General features: G+C 59.3%; 19 protein-coding genes. 7 read left to right on the plus strand and 12 right to left on the minus strand.

The window, feature by feature from the left end; translation table 11 throughout:
- Window positions 1-21: 21 nt before the first annotated feature.
- Both ACRC4F_RS21050 and ACRC4F_RS21055 read left to right on the plus strand, forming a co-directional pair.
- Window positions 22-813, plus strand: a complete 792-nt coding sequence (locus ACRC4F_RS21050) for a dienelactone hydrolase family protein (RefSeq protein WP_438661078.1) — start codon at window positions 22-24, stop codon at window positions 811-813.
- 211 nt (window positions 814-1,024) lie between these two features.
- Entirely contained in the window at window positions 1,025-1,750 is a 726-nt protein-coding gene (locus ACRC4F_RS21055; protein ID WP_438661079.1) for a 4'-phosphopantetheinyl transferase family protein, read from the plus strand.
- A 141-nt stretch (window positions 1,751-1,891) separates the two neighbouring features.
- Here the strand turns inward: ACRC4F_RS21055 and ACRC4F_RS21060 are convergent, their stop codons facing one another.
- A complete protein-coding gene (locus tag ACRC4F_RS21060; protein ID WP_438661080.1) occupies window positions 1,892-3,502 on the minus strand; it encodes an ATP-binding protein in 1,611 nt (536 codons plus the stop codon).
- Window positions 3,499-4,212, minus strand: coding sequence for a response regulator (locus tag ACRC4F_RS21065; RefSeq protein WP_438661081.1), 714 nt, complete (start codon window positions 4,210-4,212; stop codon window positions 3,499-3,501). Before ACRC4F_RS21065 ends, ACRC4F_RS21060 begins: the two co-directional genes overlap by 4 nt.
- 732 nt (window positions 4,213-4,944) lie before the next feature.
- On the opposite strand from ACRC4F_RS21065, the gene ACRC4F_RS21070 reads away from it, so the two are divergent.
- On the plus strand, window positions 4,945-7,839 hold the full coding sequence (locus ACRC4F_RS21070; RefSeq protein WP_438661082.1) for a ribonucleoside-diphosphate reductase subunit alpha: 2,895 nt from the start codon (window positions 4,945-4,947) through the stop codon (window positions 7,837-7,839).
- A gap of 222 nt (window positions 7,840-8,061) precedes the next feature.
- Here ACRC4F_RS21070 and flgE read toward each other — a convergent pair whose 3' ends face one another.
- The 6 genes from flgE to ACRC4F_RS21100 form a co-directional block, all read right to left on the minus strand.
- Window positions 8,062-9,375: a flagellar hook protein FlgE gene (flgE, locus tag ACRC4F_RS21075; protein ID WP_438661083.1), complete on the minus strand. Its 1,314-nt coding sequence runs from the start codon at window positions 9,373-9,375 to the stop codon at window positions 8,062-8,064.
- A gap of 31 nt (window positions 9,376-9,406) precedes the next feature.
- Entirely contained in the window at window positions 9,407-10,132 is a 726-nt protein-coding gene (gene flgD, locus ACRC4F_RS21080; protein WP_438661084.1) for a flagellar hook assembly protein FlgD, read from the minus strand.
- 15 nt (window positions 10,133-10,147) lie between these two features.
- Complete coding sequence (gene flgC / locus ACRC4F_RS21085; protein ID WP_010457154.1) at window positions 10,148-10,591, minus strand: flagellar basal body rod protein FlgC; 444 nt, start codon at window positions 10,589-10,591, stop codon at window positions 10,148-10,150.
- 3 nt (window positions 10,592-10,594) lie between these two features.
- The gene (flgB, locus tag ACRC4F_RS21090) at window positions 10,595-11,002 is read right to left on the minus strand and encodes a flagellar basal body rod protein FlgB (protein ID WP_010457156.1); all 408 of its coding nucleotides are present in this window, start codon (window positions 11,000-11,002) and stop codon (window positions 10,595-10,597) included.
- A 363-nt stretch (window positions 11,003-11,365) separates the two neighbouring features.
- A complete protein-coding gene (cheR, locus tag ACRC4F_RS21095; RefSeq protein ID WP_010457158.1) occupies window positions 11,366-12,193 on the minus strand; it encodes a protein-glutamate O-methyltransferase CheR in 828 nt (275 codons plus the stop codon).
- 46 nt (window positions 12,194-12,239) lie between these two features.
- Complete coding sequence (locus ACRC4F_RS21100; protein WP_403106493.1) at window positions 12,240-13,172, minus strand: chemotaxis protein CheV; 933 nt, start codon at window positions 13,170-13,172, stop codon at window positions 12,240-12,242.
- Between the two features lie 82 nt (window positions 13,173-13,254).
- Here ACRC4F_RS21100 and flgA point away from each other — a divergent pair, with 82 nt between their 5' ends.
- The 4 genes from flgA (at window position 13,255) to ACRC4F_RS21120 (ending at window position 15,863) form a co-directional block, all read left to right on the plus strand.
- Window positions 13,255-14,016 (plus strand): flagellar basal body P-ring formation chaperone FlgA, encoded by a 762-nt coding sequence (gene flgA / locus ACRC4F_RS21105; protein WP_438661085.1) that lies wholly within the window; start codon window positions 13,255-13,257, stop codon window positions 14,014-14,016.
- Window positions 14,017-14,181: 165 nt separating this feature from the next.
- Entirely contained in the window at window positions 14,182-14,508 is a 327-nt protein-coding gene (gene flgM / locus ACRC4F_RS21110; protein WP_438661086.1) for a flagellar biosynthesis anti-sigma factor FlgM, read from the plus strand.
- Between the two features lie 48 nt (window positions 14,509-14,556).
- Entirely contained in the window at window positions 14,557-15,024 is a 468-nt protein-coding gene (locus tag ACRC4F_RS21115; RefSeq protein WP_438661087.1) for a flagella synthesis protein FlgN, read from the plus strand.
- A gap of 92 nt (window positions 15,025-15,116) precedes the next feature.
- Window positions 15,117-15,863 (plus strand): flagellar brake protein, encoded by a 747-nt coding sequence (locus ACRC4F_RS21120; protein ID WP_438661088.1) that lies wholly within the window; start codon window positions 15,117-15,119, stop codon window positions 15,861-15,863.
- A gap of 64 nt (window positions 15,864-15,927) precedes the next feature.
- Here ACRC4F_RS21120 and ACRC4F_RS21125 read toward each other — a convergent pair whose 3' ends face one another.
- The 4 genes from ACRC4F_RS21125 to ACRC4F_RS21140 form a co-directional block, all read right to left on the minus strand.
- Entirely contained in the window at window positions 15,928-17,298 is a 1,371-nt protein-coding gene (locus tag ACRC4F_RS21125) for an MFS transporter (protein WP_438661089.1), read from the minus strand.
- Between the two features lie 70 nt (window positions 17,299-17,368).
- Window positions 17,369-18,610, minus strand: coding sequence for a glutamine synthetase family protein (locus tag ACRC4F_RS21130; RefSeq protein WP_438661147.1), 1,242 nt, complete (start codon window positions 18,608-18,610; stop codon window positions 17,369-17,371).
- Between the two features lie 433 nt (window positions 18,611-19,043).
- Window positions 19,044-19,736, minus strand: a complete 693-nt coding sequence (locus ACRC4F_RS21135; protein WP_438661090.1) for a sensor histidine kinase — start codon at window positions 19,734-19,736, stop codon at window positions 19,044-19,046.
- Window positions 19,733-21,337, minus strand: coding sequence for a response regulator (locus ACRC4F_RS21140; RefSeq protein WP_438661091.1), 1,605 nt, complete (start codon window positions 21,335-21,337; stop codon window positions 19,733-19,735). Before ACRC4F_RS21140 ends, ACRC4F_RS21135 begins: the two co-directional genes overlap by 4 nt.
- Window positions 21,338-21,493: the final 156 nt, after the last annotated feature.

Here is a 21,493-nt window from a genome sequence, read left to right on the forward strand (position 1 = left end):
TTTTATGCAGGAGATCCGACCATGCGCGTTTTCCTCGCCCTCGTTTTACTGGCCTTGAGCGGGCTTAGCCAAGCCGCGATCAAGACTCAGGAAATCCCCTATCAGAGCCCCGACGGCACCAGGCTGATCGGCTATTACGCTTACGACGACGCTATAAAAGGTCAGCGGCCGGGCGTGGTCGTCGTGCATGAATGGTGGGGCCTCAACGACTACACCAAGCGCCGCGCCCGCGATCTGGCCGGTCTGGGCTACAGCGCGCTGGCCATTGATATGTATGGCGACGGCAAGAACACCGAGCACCCGAAGGACGCCATGGCGTTCATGCAAGCGGCGTTGAAAGACAGTGCCGCGTCCAGTGCGCGCTTCCAGGCCGGGCTCGACTTGCTGAAGAAACAGCCACAAACCAATCCGGATAAAGTCGCCGCCATCGGTTACTGCTTTGGCGGCGGCGTGGTGCTGAATGCGGCACGCCAGGGTGTACCGCTGGCGGGGGTAGTGAGTTTCCACGGGGCGCTGGCGACCAAAACGCCGGCAACGCCGGGCAGTGTCAAGGCGAAGATTCTGGTGGAGCATGGTGCGCTGGACAGCATGATCACCCAGGACAACGTCGCAGCGTTCAAGGCGGAGATGGACAAGGCCGGGGCTGACTATCAGTTCGTCAGCCTTGAGGGCGCCAAGCATGGGTTCAGCAATCCGGATGCGGACCGGTTAAGCCATGGGGATCATGCCGGGCCAGATATTGGCTACAGCAAGGCAGCGGATGAAAAGTCCTGGGCCGATATGCAGGCGTTCTTCAAGAAGATATTTAGTTGAACAAGTGAAACCTGTGGCGAGGGGCTTTGTGGTGAGGGGATTTATCCCCGTCCGGCTGCGCAGCAGTCGTGAAACCAGCGCATTCGGTGTATCTGATACACCGAGGTTGCAGGTTTTGGGGCGGCTTCGCCACCCAACGGGGATAAATCCCCTCGCCACAAAAGCCCACTGCCACTACCCAGCCAAAAGGCAACCCGGCAAAATGCCCGTCATGAATCCCGCCCCCGCCCTCCCCGTCTGCTGTACCCCGCTCGATGCCCATTGGCCGCTGCCGTTTGTGCTGCCCGATACGGTGCTGTTGAGCACTCACTTCGATACCTCGCAACTGGCCAGCGATGATTTCCAGCGCAGCGCCATCGAGCCGCCGGCCAGCATCCAGCGTTCAGTCGCCAAGCGTCAGGCCGAGTTTCTCGCCGGGCGGATCTGCGCCCGGGCGGCGTTGCAGCAATTGGAAGGGCTGAGTTTCAGCCCGACCATCGGTGAAGACCGTGCGCCGGTGTGGCCCGCGCATATCAGCGGCTCGATCACCCACAGCACCGGCCGGGCTGCGGCGATTGTGGCGAACAAGAGCCACTGGCGTGGATTGGGGATGGATCTGGAGAACCTGCTCAACCCGGAACGGGCCGAGCGCCTGGCCGGGGAAATCCTCACACCGCCAGAGTTGCAGCGCATGGCCGCAGGCCCTCGTGATCAATTGGCCAAGCTGGTGACGCTGACGTTTTCGGTGAAGGAAAGTCTGTTCAAGGCGCTGTATCCGATTGTCCAGCAGCGGTTTTATTTTGAACATGCCGAGGTGCTGGAGTGGACCGAGGCGGGTGAAGTGCGGTTGCGGTTGCTGACTGATCTGTCCAGCGAATGGCGCAATGGCACTGAGCTGGATGCGCAGTTCGGGGTGATGGATGGGCAGTTGTTGAGTCTGGTCAGTATCAAGGCCTGAAGATTTTTGGTGTTTGGGAGGGCCTCATCTTCGGAACGCCGCCCGGAGCCGGCTCGCTCCCACAGGGGATTTTCGGTGTGGCATAGATCCAGTGTGGGAGCGAGCCTGCTCGCGATGGCGGCAGATCATTCACCACACCTCTCAGCGTTTCTCCTGATTCCGCGGCCAACTCAGGCTAAAACAAGCCCCGCCCAGACTCTTGCTCTTGCTGATCAACGCCCGCCCGTCATGCCAATGGATGATCCGCCGCACGATTGACAACCCCAACCCATGCCCGCCAGACGCCCGGGTTCGGCTGTCATCGAGACGCAGGAACGGCGTAAAGATTTTCTCCCACGCCGACTCCGGCACGCCCGGTCCGTCGTCTTCGATATCCACCCGGCAGCGCTGCTGCCCCACCTGATAACTGACGGTCACCCGCGACGAGGCATGGCGCATGGCGTTGCTCACCAGGTTCTGGATCGCCCGGTGTAAATAGCGCGGTTCAGCCTCGACCCAGGCGTCGTCGCAATCAGCGGCGGACAGGCAAAGCCCACGCTGCACCGTGACATCGGCGCGTAACGGCGCCAGTTCTTCGATCACTTGATTGACCAACGCATCCAGATCGATCCGCTGGAAATTCAGCGCCGGCGAACCCTGCTCCAGCCGCGCGTAGGTCAGCATCTCGTCCACCAGCTTGTCGAGGTCCTCGATGTCGTGGTCCATGCCTTCGCGATACTTCTCCAGGGCCTGTGGCGTGGTGGCCGAGCCGATCATCTCCAGGCCAAAACGCAAACGCGCCACCGGCGTACGCAACTCGTGAGACACGGCGCGCACCAGTTCACGCTGGATCGCCAGCAACTGTTGCAAGTGCTCGGCCATGCCATTGAACGCCGAGGCCAGTCGCCCCACCGAATCCGCGCCACGCGCCGGCACGCGAGTTTCCAGGCTGCCCTTGGCGATGCGCGTGGCGGCGGCTTCGAGGCCACGCAAGCGGCGCTCAAGCTGTCGCACCAATAGATAGACGATCAAACCGATCAGACTCAAACCCAGGGCCGCGATCAGCACCAGCCATTCCGGTGGATACGGATTCATCTGATACAGCGGACCGATTTCCAGCACCCACGGTGTACCGACCATACCGGCAAACACGCGGATCGAGTCGCCGCCCTTGCCCAGCGCCATCACCGTGTCGCCTTCGGAAATCCGGCGGCTCTGGTCTTCGTCCATGTCCGCCTGGTCGACGGTGACCAGCCGCAGGTCGAATCCGAAGCCCTTGTCTTGTTTCAACTGCGCCAGGCGTTTTGGCTGCTCAGCCACCGGCACGCGCACCAGTTCGTCGGCGAGCAGGTAAATCGTCGCTCGCGCCAGTTGCTCGCTGATCTGCTGCACCTCGCCCGTGAGGACAAGCTGTTCCTTGTCGCTGACCAGGCGATAGACTCTTGCCGCGTGCGGGCCGGTCTGTTCTACCAACGCCTGGCCACGCAGCACGCGGGTGCGCTGCGTCAGGTCGAGGTCAGTCTGGGCAAAGGTCTTCAGCGCCAAGGGAATTCCGAGCAAACGCTCCCACACCAGCAAAGCCCGGTGGCGCTCGGTTTCGTTCATCGGGTTCAGGTTGTCGGCCATCAGCGAAAAGGTGCCGTGGGCCAAGCGTTCGCGGTATTGCTCGCTGCGCACCTGATTGAGCAGGTGCAACGCCAGTACGCCGAGCACCGCGACCAGAATCAGCGCCGCGCACATGCCGCCGTAGATGCGCAGGAAGATCGAGTTCACAGGGTGCAGGCTTCCGGAACGAACAGATAACCTTTGCTGCGGATGGTTTTGATCAGTCGTGGATGCTCCGGGTCGTCGCCAATTTTCGGGCGGATGCGCGAGATGCGTACGTCGATGGAGCGGTCCTGGCCGTCATAGCCGATGCCGCGCAGCGCGGTGAAGATCTCTTCCCGGGACAGGATGCGCCCGGCGTTGGCCACCAGCAGCCACAGCAGATCAAATTCGGCGCTGGTCAGTTCGATGCCGCTGTCATTCAGCCAGGCCTCGCGCAAGGCGTTGTCCACCACCAGCGGACCGAACTGCAGGCGCCGTTGTTTTTCCGGGGCCACTTCGGGGGCTTCGCTGCGGCGCAACAGTGCCTGGATGCGCGCCAGCAGCAGGCGTGGGCGAACGGGTTTGCACACGTAGTCGTCAGCGCCCAGGTCCAGGCCAAGAATCTGATCGGTGTCGTCGGTGCGGGCGGTGAGCATCAGGATCGGGCCGTCATATTTGTCGCGGACCTTGCGGCAGATGCTCAGGCCATCTTCGCCGGGGAGCATCAGGTCGAGGATCACCAGGTCCGGCTTTTCATTAATGATGCGGGCCGCGGCCAGGGCGCCATTGCCCTCGATCGAGACGCGCAGGCCATTGGCTTCCAGGTAATCGCGGGTCAGTTCGGCCAGACGCTGGTCGTCCTCCACAATCAATACCTGCCAGGCTTCTTGCTCCACGGTGACCTCTGCTTGCCAACAACACTTATAAGGAAGGATCCACCCGTCTTTTTGTAATGATTGGGGAGGATAAGAATGCGTACACACTGGCCGATTGTATAAACGCCGAACGCCGAGAACACAAGTCGGCAAATGCGTTCGGACAACCCGGTTTTTTGTGATAGGGTTCGCGCCCTTAAAAATCCGAATGACTGTTTTCAATCGCTGAAAATCAGTGAAAAACGGTTCGCTCCAGCTAGGTCGCGGCCTACACGCCTGTTCCCTCTTTCACACACAATTTACGCACAGGTTTATCCACAGGTAGTACGTTGCAACACCCTCCAAAACGCATTATCTTGTAGCACGGCGCCAAAAAAACCCTACATGTAGGGTTTTGGCTTAAAAAGCCCAACCACATTTCAGACCAGAAACTCAAGCGCTTTATTGCTGTTTCCGGTTGAACCAAGCGTGATTTTGAAAGCCCAAACCGCACCTGCGGATGGCACCGTTTTTTTAGGCCAGAACAGCCGGAACGGTACGGGTGTTGCAGTCATTACTGTCACCCAGAATGGAATCCGGTTTCGGGCCCTGGCTCGCGACCAAAGACTTCGGCAAGGAAGCGGCATCATTAGCCTTTTCCTACTGTCCCGAAGTTGTTATGCCCGACGCCCGTCGGTTGTAGTGCTTCAGGACAGAACGGTGGGCACCATGAAGGTGCTCAAACAAACATAGAGAATGTGGAGACACACCCCCATGCAAACCGACACAACTCGCGAGAACCCGCAGGGCACCTTGCCGCAGGCCGCTGATTCGACTTCGGATCTGTCCGCCACCGCGCCTGGCCAACTGCGCGTGATCAAGCGTAACGGCACCGTCGTTCCTTACACCGACGACAAGATCACCGTCGCGATCACCAAAGCGTTTCTCGCAGTTGAAGGCGGCACCGCTGCCGCCTCGTCGCGAATCCATGACACCGTTGCCCGCCTGACCGAACAAGTCACCGCGACTTTCAAGCGTCGCATGCCTTCGGGCGGCACCATCCACATCGAAGAGATCCAGGACCAGGTTGAACTGGCCCTGATGCGTGCCGGCGAGCAGAAAGTGGCCCGCGACTACGTGATCTACCGTGACGGCCGTTCGAAAGAACGCGCTGCCCACGCACCGGCCGAAGAAGCAGTCAACGCTCACCCGTCGATCCGCATCACCCGCGCCGATGGCACCTTTGCTCCTCTGGACATGGGCCGCCTGAACACCATCGTCACCGAAGCGTGCGAAGGTCTGGAAGAAGTCGATGGCGACCTGATCCAGCGCGAAACCCTGAAAAACCTGTACGACGGCGTGGCCCTGACCGACGTCAACACCGCCCTGGTGATGACCGCCCGTACCCTGGTCGAGCGTGAGCCGAACTACTCGTTCGTGACCGCCCGCCTGCTAATGGACACCCTGCGTGCCGAAGGCCTGAGCTTCCTGGAAGTTGCCGAAAGCGCGACCCACCACGAAATGGTCGACCTGTACGCCAAGGCGCTGCCTGCGTACATCGCCAAGGGTATCGAATTCGAATTGCTGAACCCGGTCCTGGCCACTTTTGACCTGGAAAAACTCGGCAAGGCAATCAACCACGAGCGCGATCAGCAGTTCACCTACCTGGGCCTGCAAACCCTGTACGACCGTTACTTCATCCACAAGGACGGTATCCGCTTCGAACTGCCGCAGATCTTCTTCATGCGCGTGGCCATGGGCCTGGCGATTGAAGAGAAGCAGAAAGAAGACCGTGCGATCGAGTTCTACAACCTGCTGTCGTCCTTCGACTACATGTCGTCGACCCCGACCTTGTTCAACGCCGGCACCCTGCGTCCACAGCTGTCGAGCTGCTACCTGACCACCGTGCCGGATGACCTGTCGGGCATTTACCACGCGATCCACGACAACGCCATGTTGTCGAAATTCGCAGGCGGCCTGGGCAACGACTGGACGCCGGTTCGTGCACTGGGTTCGTACATCAAGGGCACCAACGGCAAATCCCAGGGCGTCGTACCGTTCCTGAAAGTAGTGAACGACACTGCCGTCGCCGTTAACCAGGGTGGCAAGCGCAAAGGCGCTGTCTGTGCCTACCTGGAAACCTGGCACATGGACATCGAGGAGTTCATCGAGCTGCGCAAGAACACCGGTGATGATCGTCGTCGTACCCACGACATGAACACCGCCAACTGGATCCCGGACCTGTTCATGAAGCGCGTCTTCGATGACGGCAAGTGGACCCTGTTCTCGCCGTCCGAAGTACCGGATCTGCACGACCTGACCGGCAAGGCTTTCGAAGAGCGTTACGAGTACTACGAAGCCCTGTCCGAGTACCCGGGCAAGATCAAGCTGTTCAAGACCATCCAGGCCAAAGACCTGTGGCGCAAAATGCTGTCCATGCTGTTTGAAACCGGCCACCCATGGCTGACCTTCAAAGACCCGTGCAACCTGCGCAGCCCGCAGCAGCACGTGGGCGTGGTCCACAGCTCGAACCTGTGCACCGAGATCACCTTGAACACCAACAAGGACGAGATCGCCGTTTGCAACCTGGGCTCGATCAACCTGCCGAACCACATCGTCAACGGCAAGCTGGACACCGCCAAGCTGGAACGCACCGTGAACACCGCCGTTCGCATGCTCGATAACGTGATCGACATCAACTACTACTCGGTGCCACAAGCGAAGAACTCCAACTTCAAGCACCGTCCGGTTGGCTTGGGCATCATGGGCTTCCAGGACGCTTTGTACCTGCAGCACATCCCTTACGGTTCCGACGCGGCCGTCGAGTTCGCCGACAAGTCGATGGAAGCGGTCAGCTACTACGCGATCCAGGCTTCCTGCGACCTGGCCGACGAGCGCGGCGCTTACGAGACGTTCCAGGGTTCGCTGTGGTCCAAAGGCATCCTGCCGCTGGATTCGCAACAGATCCTGATCGAGCAACGTGGCCAGAAGTACATCGACGTTGACCTGAACGAATCCCTGGACTGGGCACCAGTTCGCGCCCGTGTGCAGAAAGGCATTCGTAACTCCAACATCATGGCCATCGCACCGACTGCAACCATCGCCAACATCACTGGCGTGTCGCAGTCAATCGAACCGACCTACCAGAACCTCTACGTGAAATCGAACCTGTCGGGCGAATTCACCGTGATCAACCCGTACCTGGTTCGCGACCTGAAGGCTCGCGGCCTGTGGGACTCGGTCATGATCAACGACCTGAAGTACTACGACGGTTCGGTGCAACAGATCGAGCGCATCCCGCAAGAACTCAAAGAGCTCTACGCGACTGCCTTCGAAGTGGACACCAAGTGGATCGTTGACGCGGCCAGCCGTCGTCAGAAGTGGATCGACCAGGCTCAGTCGCTGAACCTGTACATCGCTGGCGCTTCGGGCAAGAAACTGGACGTGACCTACCGCATGGCCTGGTACCGTGGTCTGAAAACCACTTACTACCTCCGTGCCCTGGCCGCGACCAGCACCGAGAAATCGACCATCAACACCGGCAAGCTGAACGCTGTTTCCAGCGGTGGCAACCACGGTGAAGATTCGGTCCTGGCAGCACCTGCCGGCCCTGCTCCAGTGCCAAAGGCCTGCGCCATCGACGAGCCGGATTGCGAAGCTTGCCAATAAGCTGAGCCGGTAGGCGCCGCGAGGCGCTTATCTGAAACCCCCGATCAGTCCTCTGGATGGGTCGGGGGTTTTCTTTTGCCTCAAAGAAAGTGGTGCCCCGGGCGGCGTTCCGACGATGAGGCCAGTACAGACAACCAGAACTTCAGCTACTGACAAAATCCCGACCACAAAAAAGCCCCTCTTCCGAGGGGCTCCTTGTGAAACAGTGTCATCCAACCCGCATCAGGTCATCTGAATGATGGTCTGCATGATAGTGCTCTGGGTGGAGATGGTCTTGGCGTTTGCCTGGTAGTTGCTCTGCGCCTTGATCAAGTCAACCAGTTCGTTGGTCAGGTTGACGTTGGACTCTTCCAGGGAGTTGGACACTACCGCACCCAGCGTACCGGTTTTCGGTGCATCGACACCGGCCACGCCCGAGGCGAAGGTTTCTTTCCAGCGGGTACCACCGATTGGCTGCAAGCCTTGCTCGTTGGCGAAGCTGGCGACCGCTACCTGGCCGATGGCCTTGGTTTGCTGGTTACTGAAGTTGGCGGTCATGATGCCGTTTTCGTCGATGGTCAGACTGGAGATCTGGCCAGTGGCGTAGCCGTCCTGATACTGCTGGGTACGGGCAGTCGGCGAGTTGAAAGAGGTGGTCTTGGTCATGTCGAAGGTCAAGCCACCGGTGGCCGGAACCGAACCGTTCGGACCCCAGACTTTCGGCGTCACGCTGGCATTGGTCACCACGCCCGGCACCCAGCCGGTCAGCCTGAAGGTTTTGCCGGTCACGGCAAAACCCGCACTGCCGGTCATGGTGTTGACGGTGCCGTCAGAGTTGAAGGTCACGTTGGCAGTCACTGGCACCGGTGGCTCGGTGGCCGGGTTGGAAGGCGAACGACCGTCCACGTAGGTGTACACGGTCCATGCGTTGGTGCCGGTTTTCACGTAGTACTGGTCCAGGGAGTGCTGGTTACCCTGGCTATCGTAGATCGGAGTGGAGATTGGCTTGGTGTAGCTCAATGGCTCGGCCGGGTTGAACGGCGTAACGGTCGGAAGGGTATCCGAGGAGTTAAGGTTCATGGTCTGGTCGACGCGAGTGGTCGCCTTTGGCGACAGGCTCGATGTGTCGATTTTCAGGTCAGTCAGCACACCATTGATGATCTTGCCGTTGTCATCAACGCCGTAACCTTGCAGACGGTTACCGTTGTTATCGACGACATAGTTTTCAGCGTCAGTCTTGAACGCGCCGGCACGGGTGTAGCTCAGGGAACCGTTGTCGCTGAGGATGAAGAAACCGTTGCCCTGGATGCCCATGTCCAGCACGTTGCCGGTGTTGTTCACATCGCCCTGACCGAACTGCTGGGCAACGTTGGCCAGACGCACGCCGTTGCCGACGGTCTTGCTGCCGGTACCCAGGCGCGTGGCCGAGTACACGTCTTCGAATTCTGCACGGGACGATTTGAAACCGGTGGTCGCGACGTTGGCGATGTTGTTGCCGGTCACGTCCAGTTGTTTGTTGGCTGCATAGAGACCGCTAAGGCCGATATTGAAAGACATATTCCACTCCTTTGTGCCGTGTTAGTCGGCTCTATATACCAATGGTCTGTACTTTGGACAGGGCAACACTGCCCAGGCCTGCCAGGTTCAGCATCAACTCACCGCCGGTCTGGCTGATGGTCACGCTGTTGACGGTGGCCGGCAGATAAGTAACCAGCGAGGTCGCCTGGCTGTCGTAGGTCGCGGTGGCGGCAAATTTGTAAGTGCCGGCCTTGGCCACTTCGCCCGCATCGTTTTTGCCGTCCCAGATGAAACTGGCGTTGCCGGCCTTCTGGCTGCCCAGGTCGATGGTGCGGACCACTTTGCCATCGGCGTCGGTGATCTTGACCATGACCGGATCCACCGATGCCGGGACAACGGCCGTGCCGTTGAAGCTCTTGGAGGTATCGACAACCGCTGTGTCGGTCTGCGCGACCACCGAACGGCCCACCAGCGAAGACGCTTGCAGCGCCTGCGAGGAGTTGTAGTTGCCGGCAATGCCGCTGACCGTATCGTTCAGCGTGGTGATGCCTTCCAGGCTGCTGAACTGTGCCAGCTGAGCCACGAAATCACCGTTATCCTGCGGCTCGAGCGGGTTCTGGTTCTTCAGCTGGGTAACCAGCAATTGCAGGAACGCATCCTTGCCCAACGCCTGCTTGCCGGTGGCGCTGTTAGTTGCCGCGGCCAGGCCGTCGCTGCTGGTGTTGTTGGTCTTGACCGAAGAATTGGCCAGGACGTCCTTGATGTTCACGCCGCTGGTGGTATCGGTAACACTCATCTGAGTCGCCCCTTATCACTGACCGAGGGTCAGGACCTTCTGCATCATGGTTTTGGCGGTGTTCATCATTTCGGCGTTGGTCTGGAACGAACGACTGGCGGAAATCATGTCGGCCATTTCTTCGACGACGTTGACGTTCGGGTAGTAGACATAGCCCTTGGCATCGGCGGCCGGGTGGTTCGGCTCGTAACGTGCGTCAAGGTTGCTCTGGTCTTCGACCACGCCCAGCACTTGCACGCCTTGACCGGCGGCGTCCTGATTCTGGAACAGCGAATCGCTGCCGCCGCTCTGGCCGCCCTGGAACATGGTGGCGAATACCGGGTGACGGGCGCGATAGGTCTGGTCGATGCTCGACGAGACGGTTTCGGCGTTGGCGATGTTCGAGGCCACGGTGTTCAAGCGCGTGGTCTGAGCGCTCATGCCGCTACCGGCAATGTTGAAAACACTGGATAGGGACATGAATTACTCTCCGCGCAGGGCTGACATCAGCCCTTTGAATTTGCTGTTGAGCAGGGTGAAGCTGGCCTGGAAGCCGACGGCGTTTTCCGCGTAGTTCGACTGTTCCAGCTGGGCATCCACGGTGTTCTGGTCGATCGACGGCTGCATCGGCGTGCGATACATCAGCGACTCGTCGCCATTGCCCAGGCCTTCGGCCTCGATATGACGGTTGTTGGTCATGTTCAAGGCAAACGTGCCGCCCTTGGTTTTCTCGTTCTGTGCGGCGAGCACCTTGGAGAATTCCAGGTCCCGAGCCTTGTAGTTCGGGGTATCGGCGTTGGCGATGTTGTTGGCCAGGACTTCGGCACGCTGAGCGCGGAAGCCCAGGGCTTGTTCGTGGATACCGAGCGCTTTATCGAAGCTGATGCTCATGTCGGGAAACCTTCGGGTGACCTGATTTTTCGTAACAGAGACATAGCAAGCGGCGTGCCAATTCAAAAAAGCCCGTAAACCGGGGCTTTGCGGGTGGTGGCAAGGCGGCAATGCCAGAAAAGCGGCAACCGATTTCCGCCGCCTGCCGCTTTTCTGCCGCTTATACCCCTCCAAGAACACCACCACCCCCTGTGGGAGCGAGCCTGCTCGCGATGGCGGTGTAACAGATACATTGATGTTGGCTGACACGGCGCTATCGCGAGCAGGCTCGCTCCCACAGGGGATGGCGGTGGATTGTAGAAATCATCAGGCAAAAAAAACGGGAGCCGCTGAGGACTCCCGTTTTTTTATGCTGCCAACGAATCACTTCGCCTGGTAAATGATCCCCGGGCTGCACTGGACCATCTGGTAATGATCCGGCAAACCGTTCAGCGCTTCGGAGGCGCCGAGGAACAGATAACCGCCTGGCTTGAGCGTGCTGTGAATGCGCAACAGGATGTCTTTCTTCACCTCGGCGGAGAAGTAGATCAGCACGTTGCGGCAGAACACGATGTCGAACTTGCCGAGGGCCGCATAGCTGTCCAGCAGGTTGAACGAGCGGAACTCCACGCGACTCTTGATCGGCGCCTTGATCGCCCAGCGTCCCGGCCCTTTCGGGTCGAAGTAACGCTGAAGGCGCTCGGGCGACAGACCACGGCCGATAGCCAGGCTGTCGTACTCGCCGGTCTTGCAGTTGGTCAGCATGGTGCCGGAGAGGTCGGTCGCGACAATTTGCGCGCCCATCTTCAGCTGGCCCATGTTGACCCGCTCGAACTCATCGATGGACATCGACAGCGAATACGGTTCCTGACCCGACGAGCACGCCGCCGACCAGATCCGCAGGCGCTGGCCGGGGGCAGCCTTGATCGCTTCGGGCAGCACCTTGTTCTTCAAGACTTCAAACGGATAGGTGTCACGAAACCACAGGGTTTCGTTGGTCGTCATGGCATCCACCACCATCTCGCGCAAACCGCTGCGCGGCTGGGTCTGGATGCGCTGAACCAACTCACCCAGGGACTTGATGCCTTGCTGCTCCATCAGTTTGTTGAGACGGCTCGAGACCAGATACTGCTTGTTTTCACCGAGCAAAATGCCACAGGCTTTTTCCAGGAACACCCGGAACTGTTCGAAATCCAAATTACCCGTAGACAAAGATGCCGCCTCTTAAATCGTGTGAACCGTTAGGGGCAGAAGGCCCCTAGCTGATATCTGCTGCTTTGATCCGGTCGACTACCCGGGATGCCAAGTCATCAGGACGGAATTTGGCAAGGAAGTCATCCGCACCGACTTTCTTGACCATTGCCTGATTGAATACACCCGACAACGAAGTATGCAGGATGATATGAAGCTTTTGCATGCGCGGGTCGTTGCGGATCTCGGCCGTCAGTGTGTACCCGTCCATTTCCGGCATCTCGATGTCGGAAATCATCATCAGGAACTCTTCTTCAGGCTTCTTGCCCTCATCGACCAGCTTGCGCAAGTAATCCAGCGCTTGCCTGCCGTCGTTCAACGCCACCACTTCGACGCCGACCGTCTGCAGGCAACGGGTCACCTGCTTGCGCGCCACCGACGAGTCATCGACCGTCAATACGCGCAACGACAACGCCTTGTGCTGGGTTTCGACATCCACCACGCCGACTGAAATCGCTTCCGGTGTCGGCGCCACTTCCGCCAGCACTTTCTCGACGTCGATGATTTCGACTAACTGATTGTCGACCCGAGTCACAGCCGTCAGGTAATGATCGCGTCCCGTGCCCTTGGGTGGCGGATGAATCTCCTCCCAGTTCATGTTGACGATGCGCTCCACCGATCGCACCAGGAAACCCTGGGTCTTGGTGTTGTATTCCGTGATGATCACGAACGGGTTGCTCTGATCTTTAAGTGCGCCGGAGCCGGTCGCCATTGCCAGATCCAGAATCGGAATGGTCGCCCCCCGGATATTTGCCACACCGCACACGACAGGACTGGACTTGGGCATCAGGGTCAGTTTGGGGCATTGCAGCACTTCCCGAACCTTGAACACGTTGATCCCATACAGCTGCTGGCCGTCGAGACGGAACAACAACAGCTCAAGGCGATTCTGCCCAACCAGTTGCGTGCGCTGGTTTACCGCATCCATTACACCAGCCATGCACAGACTCCTACACCAACGCTTAAGTGTGTTGCGACGCACATTTATTGCTAAACGGCACGGCGCTTGCTTTTTAACTCTTATGAACACAGAACCGACATTTTTCCGACGCCTGACATCAACTTCCCGCAAATTGCTTTGCGCGATGTCGGCCGTTTGCCTGTTCAACGCTGGCAGCCCTGCCCTTGCTGACGCGGTTACCTTGCCTGACATGCTTATCGGCGTCACTCAGGGCTTTCTTGAATTCACCGTAGAAGACTATTTGGCTACCAGTCAAACGGAGGGACGCTACGAAATCGAGGTCAACCAGCTCGATCCGCGGATGCACATGCCCATGTGCGACAAGGAATTGACAGCCACCCTGGAGAGCCCGGCAACCCCGATCGGGCGGGTAACGGTCAAGGTCCGCTGCGACAGTGCGGCCCCCTGGACAGTCTTCGTGCCCGCTCAAGTCCGCCTGTTTCGGGACGTTGTCACGACCACGCGGCCGCTCAAGCGCGCCGGGGTCATCGAGCCCGGCGACGTCATGTTGCGCGAGCGGGACATCAGCCAGATCAACCAGGGTTATTTCACTTCCCTGGAACAGGCCGTGGGGCAAAAACTTACCCGACCAACGGTCGCCAATCAGGTGCTGACGCTGGTCCACCTCGAACAGGCGGAAGTCATCAGCAAAGGCGATCAAGTGGTGATTACCGCCCGCAGTGGTACGCTCAGTGTGCGGATGCCGGGCGAAGCCCTGTCCAACGGCGGCCTGCGTGAACAGATTCGTGTGAAAAACCTGAACTCCCAGCGTGTCATCAAGGCGCAAGTCATGGCGCCTGGCCAGGTGGAAGTGGCCATGTAGAACGATCTGTGGGTGAAAGATGGCGCGCCGCCCGGCTGTTCCCTAAACTGTGCCGCAGGCAGGACAAGCGCTGGCGCATGCAAGCTCATTGATAAATGGGCCTAAAGTTTTCGCAGGGAGAGCCGAAAACATGGCAAGCGTCCAAATACCCAGAGGTTTTTTATCATGGTCATCGATTTCAGCCGTTTGAACAGTTCCTCGTCACTTACCGGTAGTACGCGTACCAGCACCGCGAAGGAAACTGCCGAAGCCGGCAAATCCGCGCCGCTGAATACCCCGGCCGAACAGGCCAGTACCGCCAAAAGCGGGGAATCGGTACACCTCAGCAATGAGGCTCAACAGTTGCAGAAGGTCACTGACAAGCTGCGCGATCAGCCTGCCGTCGACAACGCCCGCGTGGCCGAGTTGAAAGCAGCGATTGCCGATGGCAGCTATAAAGTCGACAGCAACCGTGTAGCCAGCAAACTGCTCAACTTCGAAGCCCAGCGCTAGGCCACGGCCTGCGCCAGGCTTTTGGACGCTTAAACCCCAAGGCCAGCCATGCACGACACTAATTTACTGCAACTGATCATCGACGACTTTGCTCCAGCGCAATACTTGCTGGAGTTGCTGCAAACCGAATCCATCGCTTTGCATGGTCGCGACATGCCGCTGCTGGAAGATATTCTGGCGCAGAAACAGGCAATGATCATTTTGCTTGAACAACATGGCCGCAAGCGCAGTGAAATCCTCGCCAGCCTGAACCTGCCGACCAATCGCAGCGGCCTGGAGCAACTTGCCAGCCAGTCGAGCATCGGCGATCAGTTGCTGGCACAGAGCGACGTGCTGACCGATCTCCTGGCTCAATGCCAGGCGGCAAACGTCAATAATGGCCAGTCGATCCTGGTCCAGCAGGCCGCCACGGCCAATCAGCTGAAAATCCTCACCGGCGGCGAACCGCCAGCGCTTTACGATGCCCGCGGATCAACCTCCATGCTAGCGAAGCCGCGCCCGCTCAGTCAGGCTTGAGCCTGTTGATGAGCAGGCTCTATCAAGACGTGTCGCATACTGGCAGTATGCTAGCAAGTCGCAGTCAAATTTTGTCTGGAGAAGGATGAACCGTGTTCAATGCCTTAAACGCGGATGACGCTCCGCAGCCACCCAAGGTGCTATCCACGCCGATGGAGATTGCCGGCAACCTGCGGCAGCTGCAAGAAAGCCACGACCCGCTGATCATCACGTTCCATGAACGTAGCCAGCGCTTCCAGAGTTATCTGGTGGACGTCGACCGTGAAAGCAACATGATTGCCCTGGACGAGATGGTGCCGCGCGACGGCGAGCGCTATCTGCTGGCCGGCGAATCCTTTCGGGTCGAAGGCTTTCACGACGGCGTGCGCATCGCGTGGGAAAGCAACGGTACGCTGACCATTGACGAATCCGCTGGCGGTCGCTGCTACCGTGGCACCCTCCCCGACGAAGTGGTCTACCATCAGCGCCGCAATGCCTTCCGGGCAGCGTTGAAGCTGGCGCAACTGGTCAATGTCGAACTGGTGGGTGAAAAGCTCAAGTTTCCGGTCAGCGGAAAGCTGCTGGACATCTCCGCCACGGGCTGCAAGCTGCGCTTTGAAGGCGACATTACCCCCCGCTTGCAATTGGGTCAGGTCTACGACCGCTTCAGCGCCGACCTGCCCTTCGGCAAAATGACCGCGCCGGTGGAACTGCGTTATCTGCATTTCGAAGAGAGAATCTCCACCACCTTCGCCGGCGTGCGCTTTCACAACATGAGTGGTCAAGTGCAGCGCCAGGTCGAGCGGTTCGTCTATCAGCTTCAACGCGAAGCGCGCCGCTTCGATAAAGACGACATGTAATACGGCGCCTCAACAAAAAACGGGCAGTCCCTTGCGGTGACTGCCCGTTTTTTTATGCGCCTGATTAAGGCCTGGCCTCGGTAAAGCTTTGCTCGCGACCCGCGTCCGGGTCTTCCGGTGGAGGATCGGTTTCGGGATCCGGTTCGGGCTCAGGCTCCGGCTCAGGGTTGATGGGGTTTTGCATCTGATCCTGCACCACTTGCTCGTCAACCCGCGGGTCGAGGCACGCCACCAGTGGCGAACTCGACATGCTGTCCGGCATGGCCACGTGATGCAGCGGCGCATCTTCGACCTGATGCAGATTGGTGACCGCTTTCGGGCGGATCCGCCACACCAGCACCAACGCGAAGAAACTGAAGAAGGCATACAGCATGTGGCTGCCAAACAGCTTCATCAGCACCCCGGCCACCAACGGCCCGATACTGGCACCAACGCCGTAGGTCACCAGCAACATCGCGGTCAGGGACACACGACGATCACCTTCGACGTGGTCGTTGGAGAACGCCACTGCCAGCGGATACAGGCAAAACATCACCAGCGAACAGAAGAACCCGGCAACGAACAAAACCTCCAGCGGGACCTGTTGCATGATTGCCAGCGGCAGCGCAGTCAGAGCCAGAACCACCGCAAAACAGCGGATCAACAATGCCCGGTCATAGCGGTCGGACAACCAGCCCAGCGGCCACTGCACCAGCAATCCGGCGAAAATGCAGCTACCCATAAACAGACCGACCTGCTCGGTGGACAACCCTTGCTGCGAGGCATACAGCGGCGCCAGACCGTAGAAGGAGCCAATGATCAGCCCCGCCCCCAGCACCGTACTCAACGACTGCGGCACCCGCTTGATGAAGAACCGCGGCTCCATCGGCGCGGGATGCAGCGGCGCCGGGTGAATGCGACGAGTGAGGGCCACCGGCACCAGGCACAGCGCGAAGCACAAGGCGACCAACATCAGCAGCTCCAGGCCCAGGGCCGGGTGCATGACCAGAATCAGCTGACCGAGCACCAGCCCCAGGTACGAGGCGATCATGTAGCCGCTGAACACCGTGCCGCGCTGCGAGGCTTCGGCCTGCTCATTGAGCCAGCTTTCGATGACCATGTACTGGCACATCATGCCGAGGCCGACGATCACCCGCAGGAATATCCACGCTGGCAACCAGTCGACCAGGCCATGACCCAGCACCGCCGCGCCGACAATCCCGGCGCAGGCCGAATAGGCGCGAATGTGCCCGACCCGGGCGATCAGTCGGTGACCGATCTTGCCGCCCAGTACCAGGCCGAAATAGTTAGCCGCCATCAACGCACCGACCCACAGGCTGTCGACGTTATCCGCCGCCAGGCGCAAGCCCAGGTACGTACTCAGCAAGCCTGAGCCGATCAACATCATCAGCGAGGCAAAATAAAGCGCTCGAAAAGGTTTCCAGATTTGGCGCATCGGCGTTCCGAGCGGCTCCTTGCGGTGAGAAACGGGCTACCCGAAAAGATAGTCCGAAGACGACAGGTCGTCAGGCCTGGGCCGCCAGGACACGGCGCTCCCAGGGAGTAATTTCATCAAAGAAGCTGGTCAACTCCATGGTCTTCGAAGCGACGTAGCCTTCGATGAACTCCTTGCCGAACAGTTCCTTCGCCAATTGGCTACGTTTCAGACGTTCAAGAGCGGCATGCAAGGTACACGGCAACGAAAGATTATCCGGGACTTCGAATTCGCCCTGGATCGCCGCGCTCGGCTCCAGTTGGTTTTCGATGCCATATAAACCGGCGGCAAGGCTGGCGGCAATCGCCAGGTACGGGTTCGCATCGGCCCCCGGCAAGCGGTTTTCGACCCGACGAGCGGCCGGCGAACTGGCCGGAATGCGCAATCCGGCGGCACGGTTGTCGTGCGACCAGCAGGCATTGTTCGGCGAGGCAAACGGATGGCACAAGCGCTGATAGGAATTCACGTTCGGCGCGAACAGCGCGGTGAAGTCCGCCATGCCAGCCTGCTGACCACCGATGAAATGACGGAAGGTCGCCGTCGGTTCGCCGGCCTCGTCGCTGAACACGTTCCGCCCGCTGCCGATCTCGACGATGCTCTGGTGAATGTGCATCGAACTGCCCGGCGTGTGCGCCAGCGGCTTGGCCATGCACACCACGGTCAGACCGTGCTTGAGCGCGACTTCTTTAAGCAAGTGTTTGAACAGGAACGTCTGGTCAGCCAGCAGCAACGGATCGCCGTGCAGCAAGTTGATCTCGAACTGGCTGACGCCCATCTCGTGCATGAAGGTGTCGCGTGGCAAACCCAGGGCCGCCATGCAGGCATAGACTTCAGTGAAGAATGGCCGCAAGCCGTTATTGGAACTGACACTGAACGCCGAATGACCGTCCTCGCGGCGACCGTCCAGACCGAGCGGCGGCTGGAACGGTTGCGTCGGGTCGGGATTGGGCGCGAACACGAAGAACTCCAGTTCGGTCGCCACCACCGGCTCCAGGCCCAGGGCCGCGTAACGGGCGATGACCGCTTTGAGCTGCCCACGAGTCGACAGCTTCGAGCTTTCGCCGGTCAGTTCATCGGCGTCGCAAATGGCCCATGCCCGCGGTAGCTGGCTCCAGGGCAAACGGTGGATGTGTGCAGGGTCAGGCACCAGCGCCAGGTCGCCATCATCGCTGCCGTAAAAACGGGCTGGCGGATATCCGCCCATAATGCATTGCAGCAGCACACCCCGCGCCATCTGCAAACGCCGTCCTTCAAGAAACCCCTCGGCGGTCATTACTTTGCCGCGAGGCACGCCGTTCAAATCCGGCGTGACACATTCAATCTCATCAATGCCCGTCAATCGCTGTGCGAGTGACCGATGGCCATCGGTTGTCATGACGCAATCCTTTGTAATTGTGCGAGCCGCGAACGGCGACCCGTACAAAATAGGCTCCGCCTGTTCGGAATATCAAGCAGCGCACACAAAGAAATCACGCTCCCCGTAAGGCAATATTGTTTACCTAACTCCGGTCACCCACATTTGTGGCGAGGGGATTTATCCCCGTTGGGTTGCGAAGCAGCCCCTTCGACCGTTCAGACGGACCGAGTGGGGCAGACTAACGACTGCTTCGCAGCCGAACGGGGATAAATCCCCTCGCCACAGGTTTCTTGCTCGACTGAGCATTGTCTTAATGTGAACAGTATTGCCCCGCAGGGCGCATTTTTTATCAGGGCAGATAGAGGCTGAACAGACCGCCGCCCAACGGGCCGCCGTTGCTGATCCGGGTGCGCCCGCCCACGCCATTGCGCTGGTGCAGCGCGGCGATCCGTCCGGCGAAGTACAGGCCCAGGCCGGTGCTGCTACTGCTGTAGTTGATGCCCTGCACGTAGTCCGCCTGAAGCTCGATCATCTGGGCTGGATAACCGTCGCCATCGTCGTTGATGGTCAGCACCAGCTGGCCGTCCTCATCGCTGACGCTGATCAACAGCGCCTGGCGGGCGTAACGAATGGCGTTGGTGATGGTGTTGGCCAGCACCGAGGCCACCAGCTCCCGGTCGAAGAAACCCAGGGGGCTCAACGGGTCGACTTCATAGGTCGCTACAATGCCGCGACTGGCGAACACTTCCTGATGACAGGCCAACTGCGCTTCGAGGAAGTCATCCAGATCATGGTAGGCCGGCTGCAACGGCATCTGATTGACGCCCAGCTTGTACAGCCCCAGCAACTGCACCAGCATGCCGTTGAGGTGAGCGAACTCGTACTCGATGACGCCCTGCTCCGGGCTGTGCCGCTCGGGATCGGGCAAGCGCGCCAGCCAATGGCTGTGGGCCTGCATCAGCATGGCCAGCGAGTTCTTCATGTCGTGCACGGTGGAGGCAATCACCGTAGAAAAATCCAGTGCAGAGTTGTCTTGGCTCATCCGCTGAACGCCTTGATTTTCAGTTTCTGGTAGCGCGGATAACGCGCGTCGGTGTCGGGCATCATGCCGACCAGTTTCAGGCAGGCCCGGCATTCATCCAGTTCGGCCGACGGTACGCTGGTGTCCGTGCCATGCAGCAACGACTGCGCCATGTTCAGCGCGATACTGATGTTCTTCGGCTGCATGTGCAGGGCCTTGCGAAACACCTCCCGGGCTTCCGCCAGCTTGCCGGTCTTGTACACCTGCACGCCTTGACGGTTGAGTTCGGAAGCCGCGTTGCTCTGGCTTAGGATCGTAGGGTCATCGGTCAGTTTGGCGATGCCTTGCATTACCACCGGATCGTCACCGTAAATTTCCGCACAGTTTTTCAACATCGACGCACCGGCGCTCGCTTGTCCTAGCATTTGCAGCTGCTTGGCCACCAGCAGCGCCGCTTCGGCGCTCATGAACTGCTCCATGCCGTCGAGGCGCATCATCGCCTGCTCGGTGAGCTTCTCGGCGGTTTCGGCGTCGTTGAGCAACAGGCTGGTGGCTTTCATCAAGCGCGCACGAATCTGCAAGCCCGGGTCGGAAGGATTCTCCTTGGCCACCAGACTGAGGGTCGTGTTGATTTCCAGTCGGGTGCGGGTATCCAGACCTTTCTCGCTGCCTTTGCTGATCAACGCGTGGGCCAGGCCCAGGTTGCTTTCGGCATCCTTGAAGCGCGATTGAGCACCTTGGGACACGGCCTGGCGATAAGCCTTGGAGGCCGTGTCGAAATCTTCGTTGGTCATCGCCAGTTTGCCCAGCAACGCTTGGCGGCGCACCGCCAGCGGCGACAGGCGAATCGCCTCTTCCAGGACTTTCTGCGCGCCCTTGGTATCCCCTTCGACCACCAGCACATCGGCCATGCCGTCATACAGCGCCGGCATCATCGGAAACACTTTCAGGGCTTTTTCGTAGATGCCTTTGGCCTGGCTGACCTGGCCGCGCTTGAACAACAACTTGCCCAGTCCGGCAAACGCCCACGGCAAGGGACGATCGGCAATGATGCTGTCGTAGAGGCGTTCCAGCGCTTCGTTCTGATTCAGGTCGCGCAAGGCGTCTGCGCGGTAACGCAGGCACAGCGGCGAATAACGGATGTCCTTCTTGCACAGCTCGATGCAGGCATTGAGCACTTCGAGCGGTTTGCCACGATCGAGCGCTTGCAGGATCGGCTTGAGCAAGTTCTTGCGTTGTTCCAGTCGCTCCAGACGCTGGGCCAGGCCGGAGCGGTTGAACGGCTTGGTCAAATAAGCGTCGGGTTCGTGTTCCAGCGCGCTGAGCACCATGGCCTGGCTGGTTTCGGCGGTGACCATGACGAACACACTTTCATGGCTGATCAGCTTCTCGATCATCAAGTCTTCGAGGACTTGCTGACCGTTCTTCTTGCCGTCGCCGAGGTGGAAATCCTGCAGGATGAAATCGTAGGCTTTTTGCGAACACATGCGCAGCGCCTGCTCACCGGTGTCCGCAGTATCAACGTCCTTGACCCCCAGTTCACGCAGCATGGACCTGACGGAACTGCGGAAATCCGAGAAATCATCGACGATCAGAAAACTCTTTTGGTGATACGACAACATCGAAGATTTCCAGGCAATTTGAGAAGAAGAGCATGACCGTTCGGGTTATCGGCCAGGAGTGCCGTTCCCTTGAGAAATCCCGCCATTCAAGTGTCTCTAAATATTTGAAGGTGTTATTGAAAAACGGGATTATCCTGCTTTATTGCAGTGCGCTTA

The sequence above is a fragment of the Pseudomonas sp. genome (assembly GCF_051660785.1).
In the GTDB taxonomy this organism is placed as follows: Bacteria; Pseudomonadota; Gammaproteobacteria; order Pseudomonadales; family Pseudomonadaceae; genus Aquipseudomonas.